The organism is Acinetobacter sp. A47 (genome assembly GCF_000805455.1).
Lineage (GTDB): Bacteria > Pseudomonadota > Gammaproteobacteria > Pseudomonadales > Moraxellaceae > Acinetobacter.
Genome location: NZ_JSUS01000071.1, coordinates 630282 through 649810, shown reverse-complemented (window position 1 = coordinate 649810; position 19529 = coordinate 630282). Strand labels below are relative to the sequence as shown.

16 protein-coding genes are annotated in these 19529 nt (G+C 49.7%); 9 read left to right on the top strand and 7 right to left on the bottom strand.

Annotated elements, in window-relative coordinates:
* The first annotated feature begins 116 nt into the window (after positions 1-116).
* Complete coding sequence (locus OC23_RS18470) at positions 117-1406, top strand: hypothetical protein (protein WP_038346424.1); 1290 nt, start codon at positions 117-119, stop codon at positions 1404-1406.
* 80 nt (positions 1407-1486) lie between these two features.
* Positions 1487-2218 (top strand): sulfite exporter TauE/SafE family protein, encoded by a 732-nt coding sequence (locus tag OC23_RS18465; protein WP_038346423.1) that lies wholly within the window; start codon positions 1487-1489, stop codon positions 2216-2218.
* 6 nt (positions 2219-2224) lie between these two features.
* Here OC23_RS18465 and OC23_RS18460 read toward each other — a convergent pair whose 3' ends face one another.
* The 4 genes from OC23_RS18460 to OC23_RS18445 all read right to left on the bottom strand — a co-directional run bounded on the left by OC23_RS18460 (position 2225) and on the right by OC23_RS18445 (position 8228).
* Positions 2225-3121, bottom strand: coding sequence for a LysR family transcriptional regulator (locus OC23_RS18460; protein ID WP_038346422.1), 897 nt, complete (start codon positions 3119-3121; stop codon positions 2225-2227).
* Between the two features lie 108 nt (positions 3122-3229).
* Positions 3230-4525 (bottom strand): solute carrier family 23 protein, encoded by a 1296-nt coding sequence (locus OC23_RS18455; RefSeq protein ID WP_038346421.1) that lies wholly within the window; start codon positions 4523-4525, stop codon positions 3230-3232.
* Between the two features lie 312 nt (positions 4526-4837).
* Positions 4838-7519: a phosphoenolpyruvate carboxylase gene (gene ppc / locus OC23_RS18450; RefSeq protein ID WP_038346420.1), complete on the bottom strand. Its 2682-nt coding sequence runs from the start codon at positions 7517-7519 to the stop codon at positions 4838-4840.
* Positions 7520-7604: 85 nt separating this feature from the next.
* On the bottom strand, positions 7605-8228 hold the full coding sequence (locus OC23_RS18445; protein WP_038346419.1) for a TetR/AcrR family transcriptional regulator: 624 nt from the start codon (positions 8226-8228) through the stop codon (positions 7605-7607).
* 151 nt (positions 8229-8379) lie between these two features.
* Here OC23_RS18445 and OC23_RS18440 point away from each other — a divergent pair, with 151 nt between their 5' ends.
* The 6 genes from OC23_RS18440 (at position 8380) to OC23_RS18415 (ending at position 16065) form a co-directional block, all read left to right on the top strand.
* The gene (locus OC23_RS18440) at positions 8380-9480 is read left to right on the top strand and encodes an efflux RND transporter periplasmic adaptor subunit (protein WP_038346418.1); all 1101 of its coding nucleotides are present in this window, start codon (positions 8380-8382) and stop codon (positions 9478-9480) included.
* 2 nt (positions 9481-9482) lie between these two features.
* Positions 9483-12611, top strand: coding sequence for an efflux RND transporter permease subunit (locus tag OC23_RS18435; RefSeq protein ID WP_038346417.1), 3129 nt, complete (start codon positions 9483-9485; stop codon positions 12609-12611).
* 132 nt (positions 12612-12743) lie between these two features.
* A complete protein-coding gene (locus tag OC23_RS18430) occupies positions 12744-13121 on the top strand; it encodes a hypothetical protein (RefSeq protein WP_038346416.1) in 378 nt (125 codons plus the stop codon).
* Positions 13122-13265: 144 nt separating this feature from the next.
* Complete coding sequence (gene dnaJ / locus OC23_RS18425; protein ID WP_038346415.1) at positions 13266-14381, top strand: molecular chaperone DnaJ; 1116 nt, start codon at positions 13266-13268, stop codon at positions 14379-14381.
* Positions 14382-14496: 115 nt separating this feature from the next.
* A complete protein-coding gene (gene dapB / locus OC23_RS18420) occupies positions 14497-15318 on the top strand; it encodes a 4-hydroxy-tetrahydrodipicolinate reductase (RefSeq protein WP_038346414.1) in 822 nt (273 codons plus the stop codon).
* 96 nt (positions 15319-15414) lie between these two features.
* Positions 15415-16065, top strand: a complete 651-nt coding sequence (locus tag OC23_RS18415; RefSeq protein ID WP_038346413.1) for an START domain-containing protein — start codon at positions 15415-15417, stop codon at positions 16063-16065.
* A 39-nt stretch (positions 16066-16104) separates the two neighbouring features.
* Here the strand turns inward: OC23_RS18415 and OC23_RS18410 are convergent, their stop codons facing one another.
* Positions 16105-17292, bottom strand: a complete 1188-nt coding sequence (locus OC23_RS18410; protein ID WP_038346412.1) for an MFS transporter — start codon at positions 17290-17292, stop codon at positions 16105-16107.
* Between the two features lies 1 nt (position 17293).
* Complete coding sequence (gene dkgB / locus OC23_RS18405) at positions 17294-18100, bottom strand: 2,5-didehydrogluconate reductase DkgB (RefSeq protein ID WP_038346411.1); 807 nt, start codon at positions 18098-18100, stop codon at positions 17294-17296.
* Positions 18101-18235: 135 nt separating this feature from the next.
* On the opposite strand from dkgB, the gene OC23_RS18400 reads away from it, so the two are divergent.
* Positions 18236-19138 carry a LysR family transcriptional regulator gene (locus OC23_RS18400; RefSeq protein WP_038346410.1) on the top strand — a complete coding sequence of 301 codons (903 nt, stop codon included), beginning with the start codon at positions 18236-18238 and terminating at the stop codon, positions 19136-19138.
* Here OC23_RS18400 and OC23_RS18395 read toward each other — a convergent pair.
* Positions 19110-19496, bottom strand: a complete 387-nt coding sequence (locus OC23_RS18395) for a hypothetical protein (RefSeq protein ID WP_038346409.1) — start codon at positions 19494-19496, stop codon at positions 19110-19112. The genes OC23_RS18400 and OC23_RS18395 overlap by 29 nt on opposite strands.
* Positions 19497-19529: the final 33 nt, after the last annotated feature.

Genomic DNA, 19529 nt, shown 5'->3' with positions numbered 1-19529 from the left:
AGGGGGACTTTTATCTCATTTTATAAGATACTGACACCTTACTGGCTCGCCTGTTTGTACACAGACCTGAGCAAATCTATTCCTATCTTGATTTATGACCATTAGAGGCTATCGACATGTCTTTGTTACGTCGTTGGTTTGATCCCATCCGATCGAGTTGGTTCTACCAGAAACCTTCTCGTCAGGCGGAATTACCTACGCAACAGGGTTTAAGTATTTACCTGCGTCTAGACGATGTTTATAGCTATCTTGCGGTGCAAGAACTGGATCAGCTCAATGAAATCCTGAGTGATGAACTCAAGCCCCTAAAAGTCATTATTTCAAGGCAAGATGCCGAACCTCCCAATGGCATGTCCAGACAGGACTGGCATAACTATTGTTTGAATGATGCGAAGATTTTGGCCAAACAGCATCGTTTTGGTTTTGACGATACCCCGGAGCTTCCCAGCGCAGAAGCCTTACAACAAGCAGAAACAATTCTAAGAAATACCCCCCTCAGAGATCAGAATTTCCTGCATTTGCTGGAAGATGTGTTCCACATGCTGTGGCAGCAGCAATATGGCAAATTGCGGACGCTCTATGCGATGGCGCGCCAGCATCAGACCCCTCAGGATTATCCGGAACGTATTTTTAAAGATGTGCCAGTGCTTGCCAGTTATTTTGAATTTGGCGAGCGTAAATATCAGGCCGTTGATGATCTGCTGCGTCTGACCCGGCGGCTCAAGCAGCAGAAACTGCTGACAGGCAATCCGATTTTCCTGATTAATCATATCGAATGGCGCGAGCATTTGATCAATGACGGGGAAGCCCTGTCGGAAGTGCAGGCCTTGCATCCCGAACTAGATCTGTATATTGCACTTGAAGACCCGATGAGCTGGTTATTACTGGCCTATATCCAGGAAGAACTGGCCAATTATTATAATATCAAGTTGAAGGTTTACCCGCTGAGTTATCATGGACGTGACTGGTTTGACTGGAGTCTGGCGACACGTGTTTCCAAGCGTACCCAGGTGGCATTTACCCCGTTTTGCCGTCCGACCAGAGAAGCCACCTATGAAATGGCCCGCCTGTTTTATAGTGTCGCAGCAGAGCAGCAGGTGGACTGTATTCATGAGATTCTGGAAGCGGTATGGACACAGGGCAAAGACCTGTCATTCAAGGCCCATTTTCAGCGTATGCAGAGACAGCTCAATATTGAGCATGTGACCGAGCAGGATATCGAGGTATTACTCCAGCACAATGATGAGCTGTGCCAGCAAAAGCACCAGCCTGATTTTCCTGTACTCGAATTGAGAATTGACGGGCAGTGCTATGTCTTCAATAGCCTGTACCGGGTCTGGATGATTGAAAGCATTCTCAGTAACGTACTGGAAGAAAAATATAAAATGGCCTCAACTTTTGATTGAGGCCGGCTCCCAAAAATAAGAATAGGGCAGGCTGCGGTTTTTTTCGTAGCATAGCACCGATGCACAATCGGAGCTAAAGTGTGACTTTTCTAGCCATCATTATCGCGGTATTTGTCTTTGCCGGCACGATTAAAGGCATGATCGGACTGGGCCTTCCTGCGGTATCGATGGGGCTACTGACCATTGCCATGAGCCCGTTTCAGGCAGCCTCCCTGCTGATTGTACCTTCCATGATCACCAATATCTGGCAACTGTTTGCCGAAGGCCGGGTCTGGGCCTTTATCCGCCGTTTCTGGACCTTGCTGGCCGGTATTATCGCCGGTTCGATCTGGAGCTTTTTACCGACCTTGAGCCAGAGTCACGGGCATCATAGTGAAATTTTACTGGGCTGCATGCTGGCGTTATATGGGCTGTATGGCCTCTGCGTGAAGAAACTGCCCCATCTTGGGCAATATGAACGCTGGCTGTCGCCTGTGGTCGGTTATCTCGGCGGGGCGGTGACCGTGGCAACAGGGGTCGTGATTATTCCGGTGGTGCCGTATTTACAGTCTTTACACTTGCAACGGGATGAACTGGTACAGGCCCTGGGACTGACCTTTACCGTTTCTACCTTCTGTCTGGCCTTTTTTCTGCATCATCATCCGATGCAGGGTATCACGCTGGATTATCGTCTGTCTGCGGTGGCTTTGGTCGCTGCCTTGCTGGGGATGTGGCTGGGTAAAAAAATCCGTTATCAGCTTAATGAGCAACGTTTCCGCCGTCTGTTTTTTATGGGGCTTACCGCATTGGGCTTATATATGATCCTGCATTAATCCGGATTAGCCTGTTATGCGGTGCTGCATCAGGAATGCCGCAAACTGTTGATAGTTTGTCGGCAGCAGGGAAAAATCCTGGGCTGCCAGCAGCAGTTTGCGATTGGCCCAGGCACCCAGCAAGTGTACGCTATGGAAAGCATAATCGGCCTGCAAGCGCTGTGCCGCACAGGCGGGCATAATCGCAATACCTGCTCCCTTGGCCACCACTTCGGCAATGGCTGCAAAGTTAGGCAGACGCAGGCGGTACTGGATGGTGAAGCCCAACAGTCTGGCCTGGGTTTCAATCGATTGCTGCAAGGAGTGATGTGGCATCAGGCCAATAAAACCGTACTTTAAGGCATCGACCAGATTGAGCTGTGTATGCCGGCACAAGGCATGTCCAGCCGGACAGATCAGGACCAGAGGATCACGGGCAAATTCCTGCGTTTGCAAATGACCGGTATCAAAGAAGCTGGAAACCAGCCCTAAACGTGCCACCCCCAGGGTCAGTGCCTCAACGATGTCAGAACTTTCTGCTTCGTGGAGTTCCAGATTGATATCCGGGTTAACAACCAGATATTGTGGCAATAACGCAGGTAAATATTCACTTTGGGCAGAAGAGTTACACCATAAGGTCAACGCTTCCGAGGCCTGTTGCCGGAAGCGCTGCATGTCCTGTTCGAGCTGGTCTTTTTGTTGCAATAGCCGTCTGGCATGCTCGGACAGGGCATGACCCGCAGTGGTCAGCTCAACGCCTGTGGTGTGACGGGTCAACAAGCGGCTATCAAAATATTGTTCGAGTTTTTTAATCCGTTCACTGGCGGCCTGCAAGGAAATTGCAGAGCGTTCCGCCCCTTTGGTGAGACTGCCGGTACTGGCGATATGCTGGAATAATTGTAAATCAAAGAAATCGAAACGCATGAGCGGAACGTATTGAAGTATAAAAGGCCATCATACTAAAACTGGGCCAGATAAAGATAGGGCGCAAGATGGCAATAAAAAGGCAGCCCTGAGGCTGCCTGCGAGTTTTTAGTTTTTATCTTTTAGGTTAAAGAGCAGGTTCAGGAAAATCGCTGCAAAAGTTGCTGTTCCGATCCCGCCCAGATTGAAGCTGCCAAACAGCAACTCGAAGTTGCCTGCACCCAGGATAATGGTGACTGAAGCCACAATCAGGTTTTTATTATTGGAGAAGTCGACTTTATTTTCGATCCAGATTTTGGCGCCGGCAATGGTGATCAGGCCAAATACCACAATGGATGCGCCGGTCAGCACAGCGCTTGGAATAGTGCTAATAACGGCACCGAACTTCGGGGAAAGTCCGAGGAAAATTGCAAACACTCCGGCGATGACAAAGACCAGTGTCGAGTAAACACGGGTGACTGCCATGACACCAATATTCTCACCATAAGTGGTCATGCCAGGTGCACCGACACTACCCGATAAGGTGGTTGCAACACCGTCGGCAACAAAGGCCTTGCCCAGTTGCGGTGTGAGGTTTTCACCGGTCATTGCTCCCACAGCCTTGATATGGCCCAGGTTTTCTGCGACTAAAATCAGGGCCACAGGCGCAATGATCAGAATGGCATTCAAGTCGAAAGTCGGATGCGAGAAGCTCGGCATGCCGAACCAGGGCGCTGCCGAGATCTGGGAGAAATCAATCGGTTTGCCGTATCCCAGAACATTGCTGGCAATGGCATAAATGGCATAGGCAATCAACAGGCCGATCAGGAGCAGCAAGCGCTGTAACAGGCCCTTGGTAAATACCGCAATAATACCCATACTGAGCACGGTAATTAAGGCCATCCACATTTCAAAAGGCTGGCCTGCCACGCCCTTGATGGTCACAGGCGCAAGGTTGAGTCCAATGATCATCACGATTGCACCGGTGACCACAGGTGGCATGAGTTTTTCAATCCAGCGGGTACCGGTCAGCATTACCGCAAAGCCGATCAGGGCATACACAATCCCGCACACCACAATTCCGCCCAGCGCAACCGACAGGTTCGGGTTGGCGCCTGAGCCGGTGACATGGCCGGTTGCTGCTGCCACCACGCCAATAAAGGCAAAACTTGAACCTAAATAGCTTGGAACACGTCCACCGGTCATAAAGAAAAACAGGATGGTACAGATCCCTGACATTAAAATGGCCAGGTTCGGGCTAAAACCCATCAATAAAGGTGCAAGTACGGTTGAGCCGAACATGGCAAATGCGTGTTGAACCCCCAGCACCGCACTTTGTAAGGGCGGCAAATATTCATTGGTCGCAACAGGGCGATGATCGACCGTCCCCTGATACGGCTGCCATTTTGGAAACCAGCTGGACATAAATTAGACTCATGATGTGATATCAGCGCGTATGATACCCTGTCTTAAAACGAGCTTTCACCTATAAGTCCTTGAGAAGATTGCCAGATTGGCTATCTGGATGCTTTGTTTTTACCTTTTGGTAAAATTTATTTCAAAATAAGCTAGCGGAATTATTATTTATTTTGTCTGGACAATTTAAAAAAACTAACTCTCTTATTTTCAAAATAATTTTAAAAACTTTTTTAAATTTTTTTATGAAAATGGCATATTTTGCCAATCCTGCCGTCAACAGTAGCATTTTTCTGCTGACGGCAGACAGGGGAATGGCACCTAGCCTGTATTACGCAAGCCTGCCGCAATGCCGGCAATACTGACCATGAGGGCATGATCGACCGGACTATGTTCAGTCTGATGCGCTGCCAGATACAGGCGACGGCGTTTCATCAACTCGGCCTGTAATAAATGCAAGGGCAACAAATACGGTTTACGCACCTGCATCGATTGATCCAGAACCTCGTTATTACTGAGCAGCTTTGATTCACCTTTCAGGCTCAGCAGGGTATCCACTGCATTTTGCAGGCGCTGACGTAACTCGACACCGAGTACTTTTAAGTCCTGATCCTGAGTCAGATGCGATTCATAATACAGCGCAATATCGGCATCGGACTTGGACAGCACCATTTCCAGCATATCGATCAGCGTCTGAAAATAAGGCCATTGTTCCAGCATCTCATCCAGTGTGGCTTTGTGTTGTTCATGCACCTGGTTAATGGCGGTACCTGTGCCCAGCCAGGCTGGCAGCATCAGGCGAATCTGGGTCCAGGCAAAGACCCACGGAATGGCACGTAATGACTCAATCCCGCCACTGACTTTACGTTTGGCAGGCCGTGAGCCTAACGGCAGCATCTGTAATTCCAGTTCAGGGGTAACGGTACGCAGATAGCTGACAAAATGGGGATTTTCCCGTACGGTCTGGCGATAAACCTTGACGGATAAATCGGTCATCTGGTTCATCAGGTCACGCCATTCTTGTTTCGGTTCGGGGGGCGGCAACAAGGTTGCTTCCAGAGTCGCTGCGGTATAGATTTCCAGATTTTGCAGGGCGATGCCTTCCAGACCGAATTTAAAGCGGATCATCTCACCCTGCTCGGTGACCCGGATTGCGCCCGAAATTGAACCGGGTGGTTGCGAGAACAGGGCCTGCTGTGTCGGTGCACCGCCACGGCTGATTGAACCGCCACGACCATGGAATAGGGTCAATTGCACGCCATGCTGCTGGGCAATCGCGGTCAACTCTTCCTGAGCACGATATTGCGCCCAGTTGGCCGACATAAAGCCTGCATCCTTGGCGGAGTCCGAGTAACCAATCATCACCTCATGCTTGCCCTGAATATGCTGTTTATACCAGTGCATATTGAACAGGGTATTCATGGTTTTGGCGGCGCCGTCGAGATCCTTCAGGGTTTCAAATAAAGGCACGACACGGAGCGGTTGCTGGATGCCTGCTTCTTTTTGCAGTAACAATACTGCCAGTACATCACTTGGATATTCCGCCATGGAAATAATATAGGCACCCAGACTCTCAGGTGGCTGTTCGGCCAAGGTCCGCATGGTGGCAAACACTTCCAGTACATCGGGATGCTGGATCAGGCTGCCTTCAGGCTCATGAAAAAACTTTGGCAATAATGGGCGCTTGCTTTGTAGTTCCTGAATCAGGAAGTTCTGGCGGGCCTGTTCGGTCCAGGATTCAAAATTGCCAAGGCCCAGATATTCGGTAATCGCGGAAATGGCCTGGCGATGGCGGCCTGATTCCTGACGGATATCCAGTTTGAGCAGCTCAATACCAAAACAGTTGACCCGATAAATAAAGTCGAGTAATTGACCGTTGGCAATCTCGGCCATATTGCAGTCCATCAGTGAGCGATAGCACAGCAGTAGCGGAGCCAGTAATTCATCTTTGGTTCTGATGATATTGCTGTCGTCTGCCTCAGCACCTTGCAGGCGTTGTCCCAACCAGTAGCGGGTGGCTTTCAAGCGCTCGCGGGTCGCTCGTAAATATTCGCGATACGGTTCCGGATGCTCATAGCCCAATGCCTGGGTCAGTTCATCGGAACAGCTTTGAATGGACAGTTCCCAGCGCAGGTTTTCAATGTCTCGCAGGTACAGATCGGCTGCTTGCCAGCGCGATAACCACAGCACTTCTTGCGTGACTTGATGGGTCACATTGGGGTTACCGTCACGGTCGCCGCCCATCCAGGAGGCAAAGCGGATTGGCGCTACACTGAGCGGCAGGCTCTGAGCGCAATGTTGTCGGGTCAGTTCATTCAGTTCACGGACGAATTTAGGCACTGCATTCCAGAGTGATTGCTCAATCGTTGCAAAGCCCCATTTGGCTTCATCGACTGGGGTTGGGCGATGTTGCCGGATTTCATCGGTCTGCCAAGCTGAGCTGATCAGTTGCTTGAGGGTGGCAAGGGTGTGCTGACGCTCTTTCGGGGTCAGCTTTTGCTGGTCTAATTGGGAAAGGCAATCGGTGATGTCATCATATTTTTGAATCAGGGTACGGCGGCTGACTTCGGTTGGGTGAGCGGTCAGTACCAGTTCGATTTTTAAATCACAGATTTGCTGAAACAGTTGTTGGGCATTGATTTGCTGGTTATTGAATTTTTCAAACAGATGCGACAGCGGATTCGGGCTGGGTGCCTGTTCATCAAACTCGGCCTGACGGCGGCTGCGCACCACATGGTATTGTTCTGCAATATTGGCAAAGTTGAGAAAATGCGAGAAAGCCCGGGTCAGCGGCAGAATCTCTTCATCTTTTAAACCGAGAAACAATTGTTCGAGCTGTTTTTCTGCTTCGATCTGGCCGTCACGGGCGCCTTTGGCCAATGCACGAATTTGTTCAATCTGATTAAACAAATCTTGCCCAGCATGTTGCTTTAAGGTCTCACCGAGTAAATTGCCGAGTAAGCGGACATCTTCACGTAATGGGGCAGTGATTTGCTGGATCATTTTGTTTCTCCTGATGTACTCGTTCGACTATAGCGCGATTGAGCGACAATCCAAGAGCAGAACGTAAAAAAAATGTGAAAATTCTCTAAACTTTAGTCTGATATTTCAGTAAAAAAATCTCGATGGCCTGTTCAATCACCTGATCGGTTTCTGTGGCGGTGGGAACCGGAGCCAAACCCAGCAATACCTGCTGATGGCGGATTCCGAGCATGAGCGAGATGATCAGTTCGGTTTGCTTGAGCGGCTCATCGGCCTGAATGAACTTGAAGGCAATGGCCTGGGCAAAGAAATCGCACCAGACATGGCTCATGCGGGTATGCGAGGCATCAAAAAACTGCCGGGTCAGGGGGCTTTGTTCTGCGGCCAGTTCAAACAGCAAACAGTCCAGTTTCAGCGCTTCTGGAAGATAAATAATACTTAAAGCGCGCTGGCACATCAGGCGCAATGCCTGTTTAAAATCAGAATCTGCCGTCAGCTGAAACTGCTTGGCCCGAATCGATTCTTCACAGCTTTCTTCAATTGCACACATGAACAGGTTGTTTTTATCCTGAAAATGGTTATACACCGTGAGTTTGGTGACACCTGCTTCCTTGGCAATCTGGTTCATGTTGGTGGCGTGGTAACCCATTTTTAAAAAAATAGATTTTGCGGCCTGTAATATTCTGGCTCTTTTTTCTAGATCTTTGGGGCGGCCACTGTGTGTTTGCACGTTATCTTTCTCTTTTAATCAATTTAAAAATCAGAGGGATCAGTTTATTTTTTAATTAATGTACTTGTGGGTATATTAATTAAAAAATAAACAATTTATGATAATGCCCATATCACGCCTTAAAAATCAATTTGAATAAGAGCGCCATTGGATGAATCAGATCAATCGTATCATATTGGGCTTAGTCGTTGTCAGTAGCATCGTGCTCAGTGCCTGCCAGAAGGAAACTGCAAAGACTGAGGAAATTCCTTATGTCATGGTGGCCCAGCCGAGTGGTCAGCATGTCGAGCAAAAAAGTTATGCCGGGGATGTACAGGCCCGCCAGCAAACCGCGTTGGCCTTTCGTGTCGGGGGACAGGTGACTGAACGCTATGTCGATGTCGGAGACCGGGTCAAGGTCGGACAGGTGCTGGCGAAGCTGGACGTGAAAGATGCACAACTGCAAATGAATGCAGCCAGGGCGCAGTTACAAAGTGCACAGGCCGCTGCCAAGATTGCCGCAGAAGAATACCAGCGTTATCAGCAGTTACTCCCGGTCAATGCAGTGAGCCGTTCGCAATTTGATGCGGTCAAGAATCAGTATGAATCGGCACAGGCGAGCTTGCAGCAGGCCCGTTCTAACTATGAAGTATCGTCCAACCAGACCGGCTATAACCAGCTGATCTCGAATAAGAACGGTGTGATTACCCAGCGCCAGATCGAGACCGGACAGGTGATTGCTGCAGGGCAGGCGGCCTACCAGCTGGCCATTGATGGTGAACGTGAGGTGGTGTTTGGTGTCCCTGAACAGGCGGTCGGCAGCATCAAGGTGGGCCAGCCTGCCTGGGTCACCTTGTGGTCACAGCCAGATGCACGTTTTGCTGCCAGGGTGCGTGAGGTTTCGCCTGCAGCCGACCAGTCCCGGACATTTACCGTGAAAGTATCTTTGCTGGAAGGGCAGTCCGCTATCCAGCTGGGACAAAGTGCGCGGGTGTTCTTTGTGACACAGGACAAGAATGTGCTGAGCGTACCGTTATCCAGTGTCACGGCCAATGATCAGCAAGCCTATGTCTGGGTGGTCAATGCCGACCAGACCATACGCAAAGTTCCTGTAACGCTGGGTATGTATGGACGTGATAGTGTGCCTGTACTGACAGGCTTAAAAGCCTCCGACTGGGTGGTGGTCGGTGGTGTGCACCTGTTGCGCGAGCAGCAAAAGATTCATCCCGTCGATCGCGATAACCGTGATATACGCGTTCAAACCGGAGGTTAAACATGAAATTTAACCTTTCAGAATGGGCGCTCAAAAATAAGGGCATTATCCTTTATTTTATGCTGTTGCTCGGCATCGTGGGCATCATGTCCTATTCCAAGCTGTCGCAAAGTGAAGACCCGCCGTTTACCTTTAAGGTGATGGTGGTACAGACCTACTGGCCTGGCGCGACAGCCAGAGAAGTCTCGACGCTGGTCACGGACCGGATTGAAAAAGAGTTGATGACTACGGGACAGTATGACCGCATCATGGCCTACTCACGTCCCGGTGAGTCTATGGTGACCTTTGTTGCTAAAGACAGTTTACCGTCCAGCGCCATTCCGGATGTCTGGTATAACGTGCGCAAGAAAGTCAATGATATTCGCAGTCAGTTACCCAATGGGGTACAGGGGCCGTTCTTTAATGATGAGTTTGGCGATACTTTCGGCAATATCTATGTACTGACCGGCAAAGATTTTGACTATGCGGTGATGAAGGAATATGCCGACCGTTTGCAACTGCAATTGCAGCGGGTCAAGGATGTCAGCAAGGTCAATCTGGTCGGGCTGCAAGACCAGAAAATCTGGATTGAACTGTCCAATACCAAGGCGGTGCAATTAGGTGTCCCGGTCACCGCGATTCAGGAAGCCATTCAAAAGCAAAATGATATGGCCAGTGCCGGTTTCTTTGAAACGGGTACGGATCGTATTCAGATCCGGGTCAGTGGACATTTGCATAGTGTCGATGAGCTGAAAAAAATGCCGTTGCTGGTCGGGGACAGAACCATTCAGCTCGGTGATGTGGCAGAGGTTTATCGTGGCTTTAGCGAGCCGGCCCAGCCACGCATGCGGTTTATGGGGGAAAATGGCATCGGGATCGCGGTGTCGATGCGTAAAGGTGGCGACATCATTGCGCTGGGTAAAAATCTGGAAACCGAATTTAAGCGCCTGCAAAAAAGCCTGCCTCTGGGCATGAAACTGCAAAAGGTATCTGATCAGCCTGTGGCGGTCCAACGCAGTATTCAGGAGTTTTTAAAGGTACTGGCGGAAGCGGTGATCATCGTGTTACTGGTGAGTTTCTTCTCGCTCGGTTTCCGTACCGGTCTGGTGGTGGCGCTGTCTATTCCACTGGTATTAGCCATGACCTTTGCCGGCATGAACCTGTTCGATGTGGGACTGCATAAGATTTCGCTGGGTGCCCTGATTCTGGCACTGGGCTTGCTGGTGGATGATGCCATTATCGCGGTGGAAATGATGGCAATTAAGATGGAGCAGGGCTATAGCCGGTTAAAAGCTGCCGGCTTTGCCTGGCAAACCACCGCTTTCCCGATGCTGACCGGCACCCTGATTACGGCAGCTGGTTTCCTGCCGATTGCCACCGCCCAGTCCGGAACCGGGGAATATACCCGTTCGATTTTTCAGGTGGTGACCATTGCCCTGATCGTGTCATGGATTGCTGCCGTACTATTTGTGCCTTATCTGGGCGAGAAATTATTGCCAGATTTTAGCAAGCAGCACCAGCAAGCGGCGTGGTATGTGCGCTGGTGGGCACGTTTGCGCAAGCAGCCTACGCCTATTGTGGAGGCGCATGGACAACAGCATGATCCTTACCAATCCAAGTTTTATCAGTCGTTCCGCCGTGTGGTCGAAATCTGTATTACCTATCGCAAAACCGTGATTGCGGTGACCGTCGGCATATTCGTGCTGTCGGTGGCCATGTTTAAGCTGGTGCCGCAACAGTTTTTCCCGCCATCGAATCGGGCTGAAATTCTGGTGGATTTAAAACTGGAAGAAGGTGCTTCCCTGACCGCGACCGAGCAAGCCGTACATAAGGTGGAACAATTCCTGTCCAAACAAAAAGGCATTGATAACTATGTGGCTTATGTCGGGACGGGTTCACCACGTTTCTATTTGCCTTTGGATCAGCAACTGCCGCAAGCCAGCTTTGCCCAGTTTGTGGTGCTGGCCTCCTCTTTAGATGATCGGGATGAAATCCGCCGTTCTTTAGACACACAAATCAAGCAACTGTTACCTCAAGTGCGTACCCGGGTGTCGTTACTGGAAAATGGCCCGCCTGTAGGCTATCCATTGCAGTACCGGGTTTCAGGTGAAGATCTGGCAACGGTAAGGGCTGAAGCACAAAAAGTGGCAAAAGTGCTGAGTGAAGACCCGAATACCACCAATGTGCATCTGGACTGGGGTGAGCCCAGCAAAATTATCGCGATTGACATTGATCAGGACCGTGCCCGCCAGATGGGGGTAAGCAGTGTTGATCTGGCCAATTTCCTCAATGCCTCGGTCACGGGAACGGTGATGAACCAGTATCGCGAGAAGCGCGAACTGATTGAAATCCGCTTGCGTGGTGATCAGTCGGAACGGGTGGAGGTGGCATCTCTGGCGAGTCTGGCCATTCCGACCAGCAAAGGCACTACTGTGCCATTGGCACAGATTGCAAAGATCGAATCACGTTTTGAGGAAGGTCTGATCTGGCATCGTAACCGTTTGCCGACCATTACCGTGCGCGCAGATATTCGCAGCCACTTGCAGCCTGCAACGGTGGTACAACTGCTGGCAGACAAGATGCAGACCCTACGTGCAGAGCTGCCAAGCGGTTATCTGCTGGAAGTGGGCGGCACCGTTGAAGAATCGGCAAAAGGACAGAACTCGGTTAATGCGGGTATGCCATTGTTCCTGGCTGTGGTGATGACCTTGTTAATGATCCAGCTACGCAGCATTTCACGGGCCACCATTGTCTTGCTGACCGCACCATTGGGCTTGATCGGGGTAGTGGCATTCCTGCTCCTGTTCAATAAGCCTTTCGGTTTTGTGGCGATGCTGGGTACAATCGCCTTGTCAGGCATGATCATGCGCAACTCGCTTATTCTGATTGACCAGATCGAGCAGGACATTCAGGCTGGCCATCAGCCCTGGGATGCAGTAATTGATGCCACCATGCGCCGTTTCCGCCCGATTGTCCTGACTGCACTGGCAGCAGTGCTGGCCATGATCCCGTTATCTCGCAGTATTTTCTTTGGTCCGATGGCGGTTGCGATTATGGGCGGATTGATTGTTGCGACCTTATTAACCCTGTTTTTCCTGCCTGCACTATATGCAGTTTGGTTTAAGGTCAAAAAAACAACATCACTATCGTAATTATTTTGTGAATAAAGGTGCGAAAAATTGAAAATTTCAATATAGTAGCACCTATATTTTAAGACCAAAAAATAATTGATTTTCATGGCATGACAAATTTTGCACAATGCTGTGAATGAGGTGATACAGAGCATGGGGCAAGACAATATCGAACAGCATCGCCGCTATGTGGCGATTTCCTACGTGTTCATGTTTCTTGCATTATTTACAATCGTGTTTGCAGCGTTTGCCTACCTGCTCGCACGAAAAGTTGCGATTGTGGATAATGCCGAAGTATGGATACATGCGCATGCACTGTGGATTATGCGTAATGTGCTGTTATTTATCTTGATGGCTTTTTTTGCTGCCCTGTGGTTTATTCCGCTGTTCTTTTTAGCCTGGGACAGTGCCCTGTGGGTGACTGCCATGACGGTTGCAGGCGTCGTTTTTAGCTCGATTGCATGGCTGTTCTTGTTGAATGCATGGTTAAAAGGTATTGCCAAGTACTTTAAAAATAAAGCAGTTTTTTAATTTTACTGCTTTTTTACGGGCTTAGACCTTGTAAATTTATCGTACAGCCCCTATTAAGGCTCTGTTGACTTTAGAAATAAAAAAGTTAGCAGAGCCTGTTTGTTTTCTAGTTTTGAATAAATTCCGTGAGGAGCATCGCCAACCATGGCTAAACGTGATTATTATGAGGTTTTAGGCGTTTCGAAAACCGCAAGTGATGATGAGATCAAGAAAGCCTATCGTAAGTTGGCGATGAAGTATCATCCAGACCGTAATCCTGACAACGCTGAAGCTGAAGAAAAGTTCAAAGAGGCGTCAGAAGCCTATGAAGTCTTGTCTGATAGTGAAAAGCGCAGCATGTATGACCGCGCCGGGCACAGTGCCTTTGAAGGTGGCTTCGGTGGCGCGGGTGGCGGCTTTGGCGGTTTCAGTGCAGAAGATATATTTAGCCAGTTTGGTGATATCTTTGGTGGTGCGTTCGGTGGCGGTGGCCGCCAGCAACAGCGCCAGCGCCGTGGTTCAGACCTGCGCTACGTGATGGAGTTGACGCTTGAAGAAGCGGTCAAGGGCGTCAAAAAAACCATTACCTTTACTGCGCCAGCGCCGTGTGAAACGTGTGACGGCAAGGGCTCTAAAAACCCGAATGATGTCGAAACCTGCCGTACCTGTCATGGGGCCGGCCAGGTGCGCATGCAGCAGGGGTTCTTCTCGGTGCAGCAAACCTGTAGTACCTGTCGTGGTCAGGGTAAAATCATCAAGAACCCATGTAAGAGCTGTCATGGTTCAGGCGTTGCAGACCGTCAGCAAACACTTGAAGTGACCATTCCTGCCGGTGTGGACAATGGCGACCGCGTACGTCTGACCGGTAAAGGTGAAGCGATCCGTGATGGTCAGGCTGGTGATTTATACGTGGAAGTGGTGGTACGTGAACACGAAATCTTCCAGCGTGATGGTGCCGACCTGTATATGGATGTGCCTGTGAGCATTGCCGATGCTGCCTTGGGTAAAGAGATTGAAATCCCGACCTTAGAAGGCCGTGTCAGCCTGAAAATTCCGGAAGGTACGCAAACCGGCAAACTGTTCCGCTTGCGTGGCAAGGGTGTTCGTCCGGTACGTAGCAGCATGGTTGGTGATCTGCTTTGCCGTATCGTGGTGGAAACCCCTGTCAACCTGACCAGCCGTCAGCGTGAGTTGTTGAAAGAATTACAGACATCTCTGGATGGTGATGATCATGCTTCATCGCCAAAGAAAAAATCATTCTTTGATCGCCTGTTTGACTAATTGGCATTCATAAAAAAACCTGCTGCGGCAGGTTTTTTTTATGGGAATTTTTTAGCGCCGGCACAGAGTTTTGCTATAGTAGCTCAACTGTTTAAATAAAAGACCGGGAAAAATTATGTCAACTTCTCCACGCATTGGGATCTTGGGTGCAGGCGGACGCATGGGCCGTATTCTGATTCAAGCGGTACAACAGGCAGGTTACCAGCTTGCAGCCGCAGTTGAACGTCCAGAAAGCAGTCTGGTGGGGGCAGATGCCGGCGAGCTTGCCGGGATTGGCAACATTGGCGTCAAGGTCGTGGGCAGTTTGAGCGAAGTTTTAAAGGACTGTGATGTCGTGATCGACTTTACTGCCCCGGTTGCCACTGAACAGCATTTGAAGCTATGCCGTGAAGCGGGTGTGGCGATGGTAATCGGAACCACCGGCATGTCGGATCAGCAAAAGGCATTCCTGGAAGAAACCGCAACCCATACCCCTGTGGTGTATGCTGCCAATTATTCTGTCGGGGTCAATGTCTCGATTAAATTACTGGAACTGGCTGCCAAGGTATTTGGTGATACGGTCGATATCGAAATCATTGAAGCGCATCATCGTCATAAGGTCGATGCTCCCTCGGGGACCGCATTTATGATGGGTGAGGCGATTGCCGATACTTTAGGCCGTAACCTGAAAGAAGTGGCCGTGTATGGCCGTGAAGGTTATACCGGCCCGCGTGACCGTCAAACCATTGGCTTTGAAACCATTCGCGGTGGCGATATCGTCGGTGAACATACCGTGATGTTTATTGGTGAAGGCGAGCGTGTTGAAGTGACCCATAAAGCCACCAACCGCATGAACTTCGCCTCAGGGGCGGTTCGCGCAGCTGCGTGGGTGGTTGGCCGTGAGGCGCGTAAATACGATATGAAAGATGTTTTGGGCTTTAACGAGATTGAAGTATAAAACGTTCCTTTTTGGTATGATAAAAGAGCTTGTTGAGCTTTCTTTCCGACAGGAGTGAAACAAGCTCTCGCCAGCATTACAATAATTGAGCATGACATGAATAAAAAACATATCGTCCTTGCTACACTGCTCGGTATCAGCAGCTTCACGGTGACTGCCGCATCAGATACTGCCAAACTCAGCTTGCACCGTAATAATATTAAGGTCTGGACTTACCAGACAGAAAACAATCCGATTATCCAATATAAAGCAGAAACGATTTTTGATGTGCCGCTAGAACGCGCCGTTGCCGTGGTACTGGATGTTGAACGTACGCCGCAATGGGTCCCGTATGTGGGCAAGGCACAGATGCTCTCCCGTGATGACAAGAAAGGCGAGTTTACCCTGTATATGGTGCTGGATTTTCCTTTTCCCCTCAAAGACCGTGATGTGGTCATTAAAGGCAAAATGACCAAGAATGCGGATGGCAGCATCAGTATCAAGAACAATGCCATTCAGAACAATTATCCGGAACAGCCCGATGTAGTGCGTCTGAGCAAATATGCGGGTGACTGGACTTTCCAGAAACTGGCCAATAACCGGGTCAAGGTCACCACCAGTGGTTATGCCGATCCGGCAGGTTCGATTCCGCTTAGCTTTGTGAACATGTTTGTACAGCAGCAACCCTATCAGATGCTGATGAAAATGAAAAAAGAAGTGCTCAATCCGATCTATGCGCAGCCGAAGCTGCCAGAGTTATTAAAATAATAAAAAAGCCTGATATTCAATCAGGCTTTTTTATGCATCTTAGGCTTGCGGGCACTGCTTGAGTTGCGCCGCCGGTTTGTTGGCCAGCCTGATCTGGATCAACACCAGCATGAGGCCAATACCTGCCAGTACCGCGCCGATCATGGAAACCGCGGTGTAGCTCAATCCGAAACTCAATACTGCGCCACCTGCTGCGGCACCAATGGCATTGCCCAGGTTAAAGGCGCCGATATTGACAGAAGATGCCAGACCGGAGGCTTCATGTGCAACCGACATGACACGCATTTGCAAGGGAGGAACAATTGCAAATGCTGCTGCACCCCAGATCACCAGACCTATGGCTGCACCCAGTTGTGATTGCGCCAAAAATGGGAAAATCACCATCAGGCTGATCAGCAAGAGCAGAAAACCGATCAGGGTTTTATCGATCGACAGATCTGCAAACTTACCGCCGAAATGGTTACCGACAGAGAAACCAATCCCGATCAAGACCAGCATCAGGGTGATAAAGGTCGGTGAAGCATGGCTAAATTCGACCAGACTCGGCGCAATGTAGGTATATAAGGTGAACATGGCCGAAGCACCAAACACGGTAGTCAACAGGGCCAGCACCACCGGCAGGCGGGTCAGCACGTTCAGTTCCATTTTTACATTCGGTTTTTGACCGGCTGAACCGACAGGCAGCGCTTTCCACAGCGACAGCATGGTAATGACACCAAGTGCTGAAATTGCCAGAAAAGACATGCGCCAGCCAATATTTTGCCCGACCCAGGTGGCAAGAGGTACGCCGCCAATATTGGCGATGGTCAGCCCCATAAACATGGTCGCCACCGCACTGGCCTGTTTATTGGCCGGCACCACACTGGCTGCGACCACCGAACCAATCCCGAAGAAGGCCCCATGGTTGAGGCTGGTCAGCAGGCGCGCCCCCATCAGGCTCATGTAGTTTGGCGCAAAGGCTGCGATCAGGTTGCCAATGGTAAAAATTGCCATCAGTACAATCAATGCGTTACGGCGGGCAAAACCACCAAACCATAAGGTCATGATCGGCGCACCGAGCATCACGCCCAGCGCATAGCCGGTGATCAGCATGCCTGCACTGGGGATCGACACGCCAAGATCACTGGCAATATTGGGCAACAGTCCCATAGGGGAGAATTCGGTTGTTCCGATGGCAAAGGCACCAATCGCCAGTGCCAGCAATGGAAGATTGATGCGGCTGCTCATGTTACTGGTCCCATTCAGGCGCAAATGGTTCAGGACTCACTTCACGACCATTACGTTCCAGTTGAGCAATCAGCTGCATTTCCTCTGCAGTGAGGCTTAAGTCTTGTGCTTTTAAGTTGCTGATCAGGTTTTCACGTTTTGTTGACGATGGAATCACGGCAAAACCATTTTGCAGTGCCCACGCCAGTGCGACTTGCGCCGTGGTGGCCTGATGTTGTGCAGCAATTTCGGTCAGGGTTGGATCGTTCAGCACCTTGCCATAGGCCAGAGTCATATACGAGGTCACGTCAATATTTTGTTCACGTAAATAATTTACCAGCTTACGGTTCTGTAAATACGGACTAAGCTCGATCTGGTTGGTGGCAATGTGCTCCGCGCCAATACTGTCAATCGCTTGCTGGGTCAAGGCGATATTGAAGTTTGAGATGCCGATCTGTTTGGTCAGACCTTGCTGTTTGGCTTCCAGCAGCAACTGCATTACTTCGGGGATCGAGACACCCAGTGCTGGAGCCGGCCAGTGGATCAGGGTCAGGTCGACGGCATCGGTACCAAGTTTTTGTAAGCTGTCTTTTAAGCTGGGAATAAATTTGTCTTCGGCAAAGTGATCCACCCAGATTTTTGTGGTTAAAAACAAATCCTGACGGGCCACACCGCTTTCAGCAATGGCTTGGCCTACAGCCGCTTCATTTTCATAAATCTGGGCAGTATCAATGGCACGATAGCCGACTTCAAGGGCTGTTTTAACCGAGTCAATCACGGCCTGATCTTTAAGACGGAAAGTACCTAAACCAAATTGAGGGATACGCATATGATTCACCTAATCTTGTCATGCTCGATTGAGCGTATTCTGTTGATGAGGAGAATTTTGCAATAATTATTGTTGCTAAAAAATAGATGAATTTGCAAAATATAGTTGACTAAATATCAATAATGGATAGATTCAATGAAATCAACCATTGAAGAATTACTTGCGTTTATCACCATTGTCGATACCGGTTCCTTTATTGCGGCAGCCGAAAAACTCGGGCAGACCGCATCGGGTCTCAGCCGTGCACTTAGCCGCTTAGAATCCAAGCTTGAAGTGACCCTGTTAGAGAGAACCACACGCAAATTAAAACTGACCCAGGAAGGGCAGCAATTCCTGAACCATGCCCGTAAAATTTTAGCCGATTTAAATGCAGCAGAAGAGGCGCTGCAAAAGTCGGATCAGGACACCTCCGGCCTGATCCGGATTGATTCGGCGACGCCCTTTATCTTGCATGTGATCGCTCCCTTGATGCATTTGTTTCGCCAGCGCTATCCCAATATCGACATTGAGCTGAGCAATAATGACCAGGTGATTGACCTGTTGCAGCACAAGGCCGATGTGGCTTTTCGCTTTGGTGAGCTGAATGATTCCAGCCTACATGCCAAACTGGTGTGTCAAAGCCGTCTTTATATTGTGGCAAGCCCGGATTATCTGGCGACCTTATCCGAACCACCACAAAGCGATAACCTGGCCCGGCATGATTTAATCGGGTTTACCAAGCCACAGCATCTGAATACCTGGCCGTTAAAAACCGGAGCGCATTATTTTACTGCAGTGCCTACGATCAAGGCCTCGAACGGGGAAACGGTACGCCAGCTGGCGATCAGGGGACATGGCATTACCTGCCTGTCTGAATTCATGGTCTGGCAAGACTTGCAACAGGGGCGGCTGGTGGCCTTATTTGAAGACCAGATCGAACATTCTTATCAACGCATCCATGCGGTGTATTATCAGCAAGAACACTTGCCAAAACGTATCCGTTTATTTATCGAATTTTTGACTGAGCAACTCAGTCAGGGCTTTTCGGTGTGCCAATAGCATCATTTTGAAGCTGTACATTCAGGACAGGTATGGGCTGGCCAGTTTTGGGGAGCACGGACACCACAATCTGCTGCTGTCGTAGCGTGCATTCCAGTTCAACCGTTGGCAGGAATTGACTGGAAAGCATGACCCCGTTTTCATTGGGTTTTTTATAGGTCAGCCTGATGATACGGGCTGGTGCCACAGCTTCACCTTTTTCCATTTTCCATAATTCATAAGTCATCTGGTTCTGCATGCGCAAGTAGCCTTCCGAGAGTGACTTACATACTTGCTGTTGCGGATAGGTGGCCTGGTCACTGAGCTCGCAGCCACTTAGTACAATACAGCTAAATATAAATAAAATTTTATTTTTCATGGTGTTATCCTTTGGCTGTTGATTTTTATAGCT

What these genes read in the sequence shown, in the direction of transcription:
- OC23_RS18470 (WP_038346424.1), top strand. Translation starts at nt 117, where the DNA reads ATGTCTTTGTTACGTCGTTGGTTTGATCCCATCCGATCGAGTTGGTTC.
- OC23_RS18460 (WP_038346422.1), bottom strand. Translation starts at nt 3,121, where the DNA reads ATGCGTTTCGATTTCTTTGATTTACAATTATTCCAGCATATCGCCAGT.
- OC23_RS18455 (WP_038346421.1), bottom strand. Translation starts at nt 4,525, where the DNA reads ATGTCCAGCTGGTTTCCAAAATGGCAGCCGTATCAGGGGACGGTCGAT.
- ppc (WP_038346420.1), bottom strand. Translation starts at nt 7,519, where the DNA reads ATGATCCAGCAAATCACTGCCCCATTACGTGAAGATGTCCGCTTACTC.
- OC23_RS18440 (WP_038346418.1), top strand. Translation starts at nt 8,380, where the DNA reads ATGAATCAGATCAATCGTATCATATTGGGCTTAGTCGTTGTCAGTAGC.
- OC23_RS18435 (WP_038346417.1), top strand. Translation starts at nt 9,483, where the DNA reads ATGAAATTTAACCTTTCAGAATGGGCGCTCAAAAATAAGGGCATTATC.
- OC23_RS18430 (WP_038346416.1), top strand. Translation starts at nt 12,744, where the DNA reads ATGGGGCAAGACAATATCGAACAGCATCGCCGCTATGTGGCGATTTCC.
- dnaJ (WP_038346415.1), top strand. Translation starts at nt 13,266, where the DNA reads ATGGCTAAACGTGATTATTATGAGGTTTTAGGCGTTTCGAAAACCGCA.
- dapB (WP_038346414.1), top strand. Translation starts at nt 14,497, where the DNA reads ATGTCAACTTCTCCACGCATTGGGATCTTGGGTGCAGGCGGACGCATG.
- OC23_RS18415 (WP_038346413.1), top strand. Translation starts at nt 15,415, where the DNA reads ATGAATAAAAAACATATCGTCCTTGCTACACTGCTCGGTATCAGCAGC.
- OC23_RS18410 (WP_038346412.1), bottom strand. Translation starts at nt 17,292, where the DNA reads ATGAGCAGCCGCATCAATCTTCCATTGCTGGCACTGGCGATTGGTGCC.
- dkgB (WP_038346411.1), bottom strand. Translation starts at nt 18,100, where the DNA reads ATGCGTATCCCTCAATTTGGTTTAGGTACTTTCCGTCTTAAAGATCAG.
- OC23_RS18400 (WP_038346410.1), top strand. Translation starts at nt 18,236, where the DNA reads ATGAAATCAACCATTGAAGAATTACTTGCGTTTATCACCATTGTCGAT.
- OC23_RS18395 (WP_038346409.1), bottom strand. Translation starts at nt 19,496, where the DNA reads ATGAAAAATAAAATTTTATTTATATTTAGCTGTATTGTACTAAGTGGC.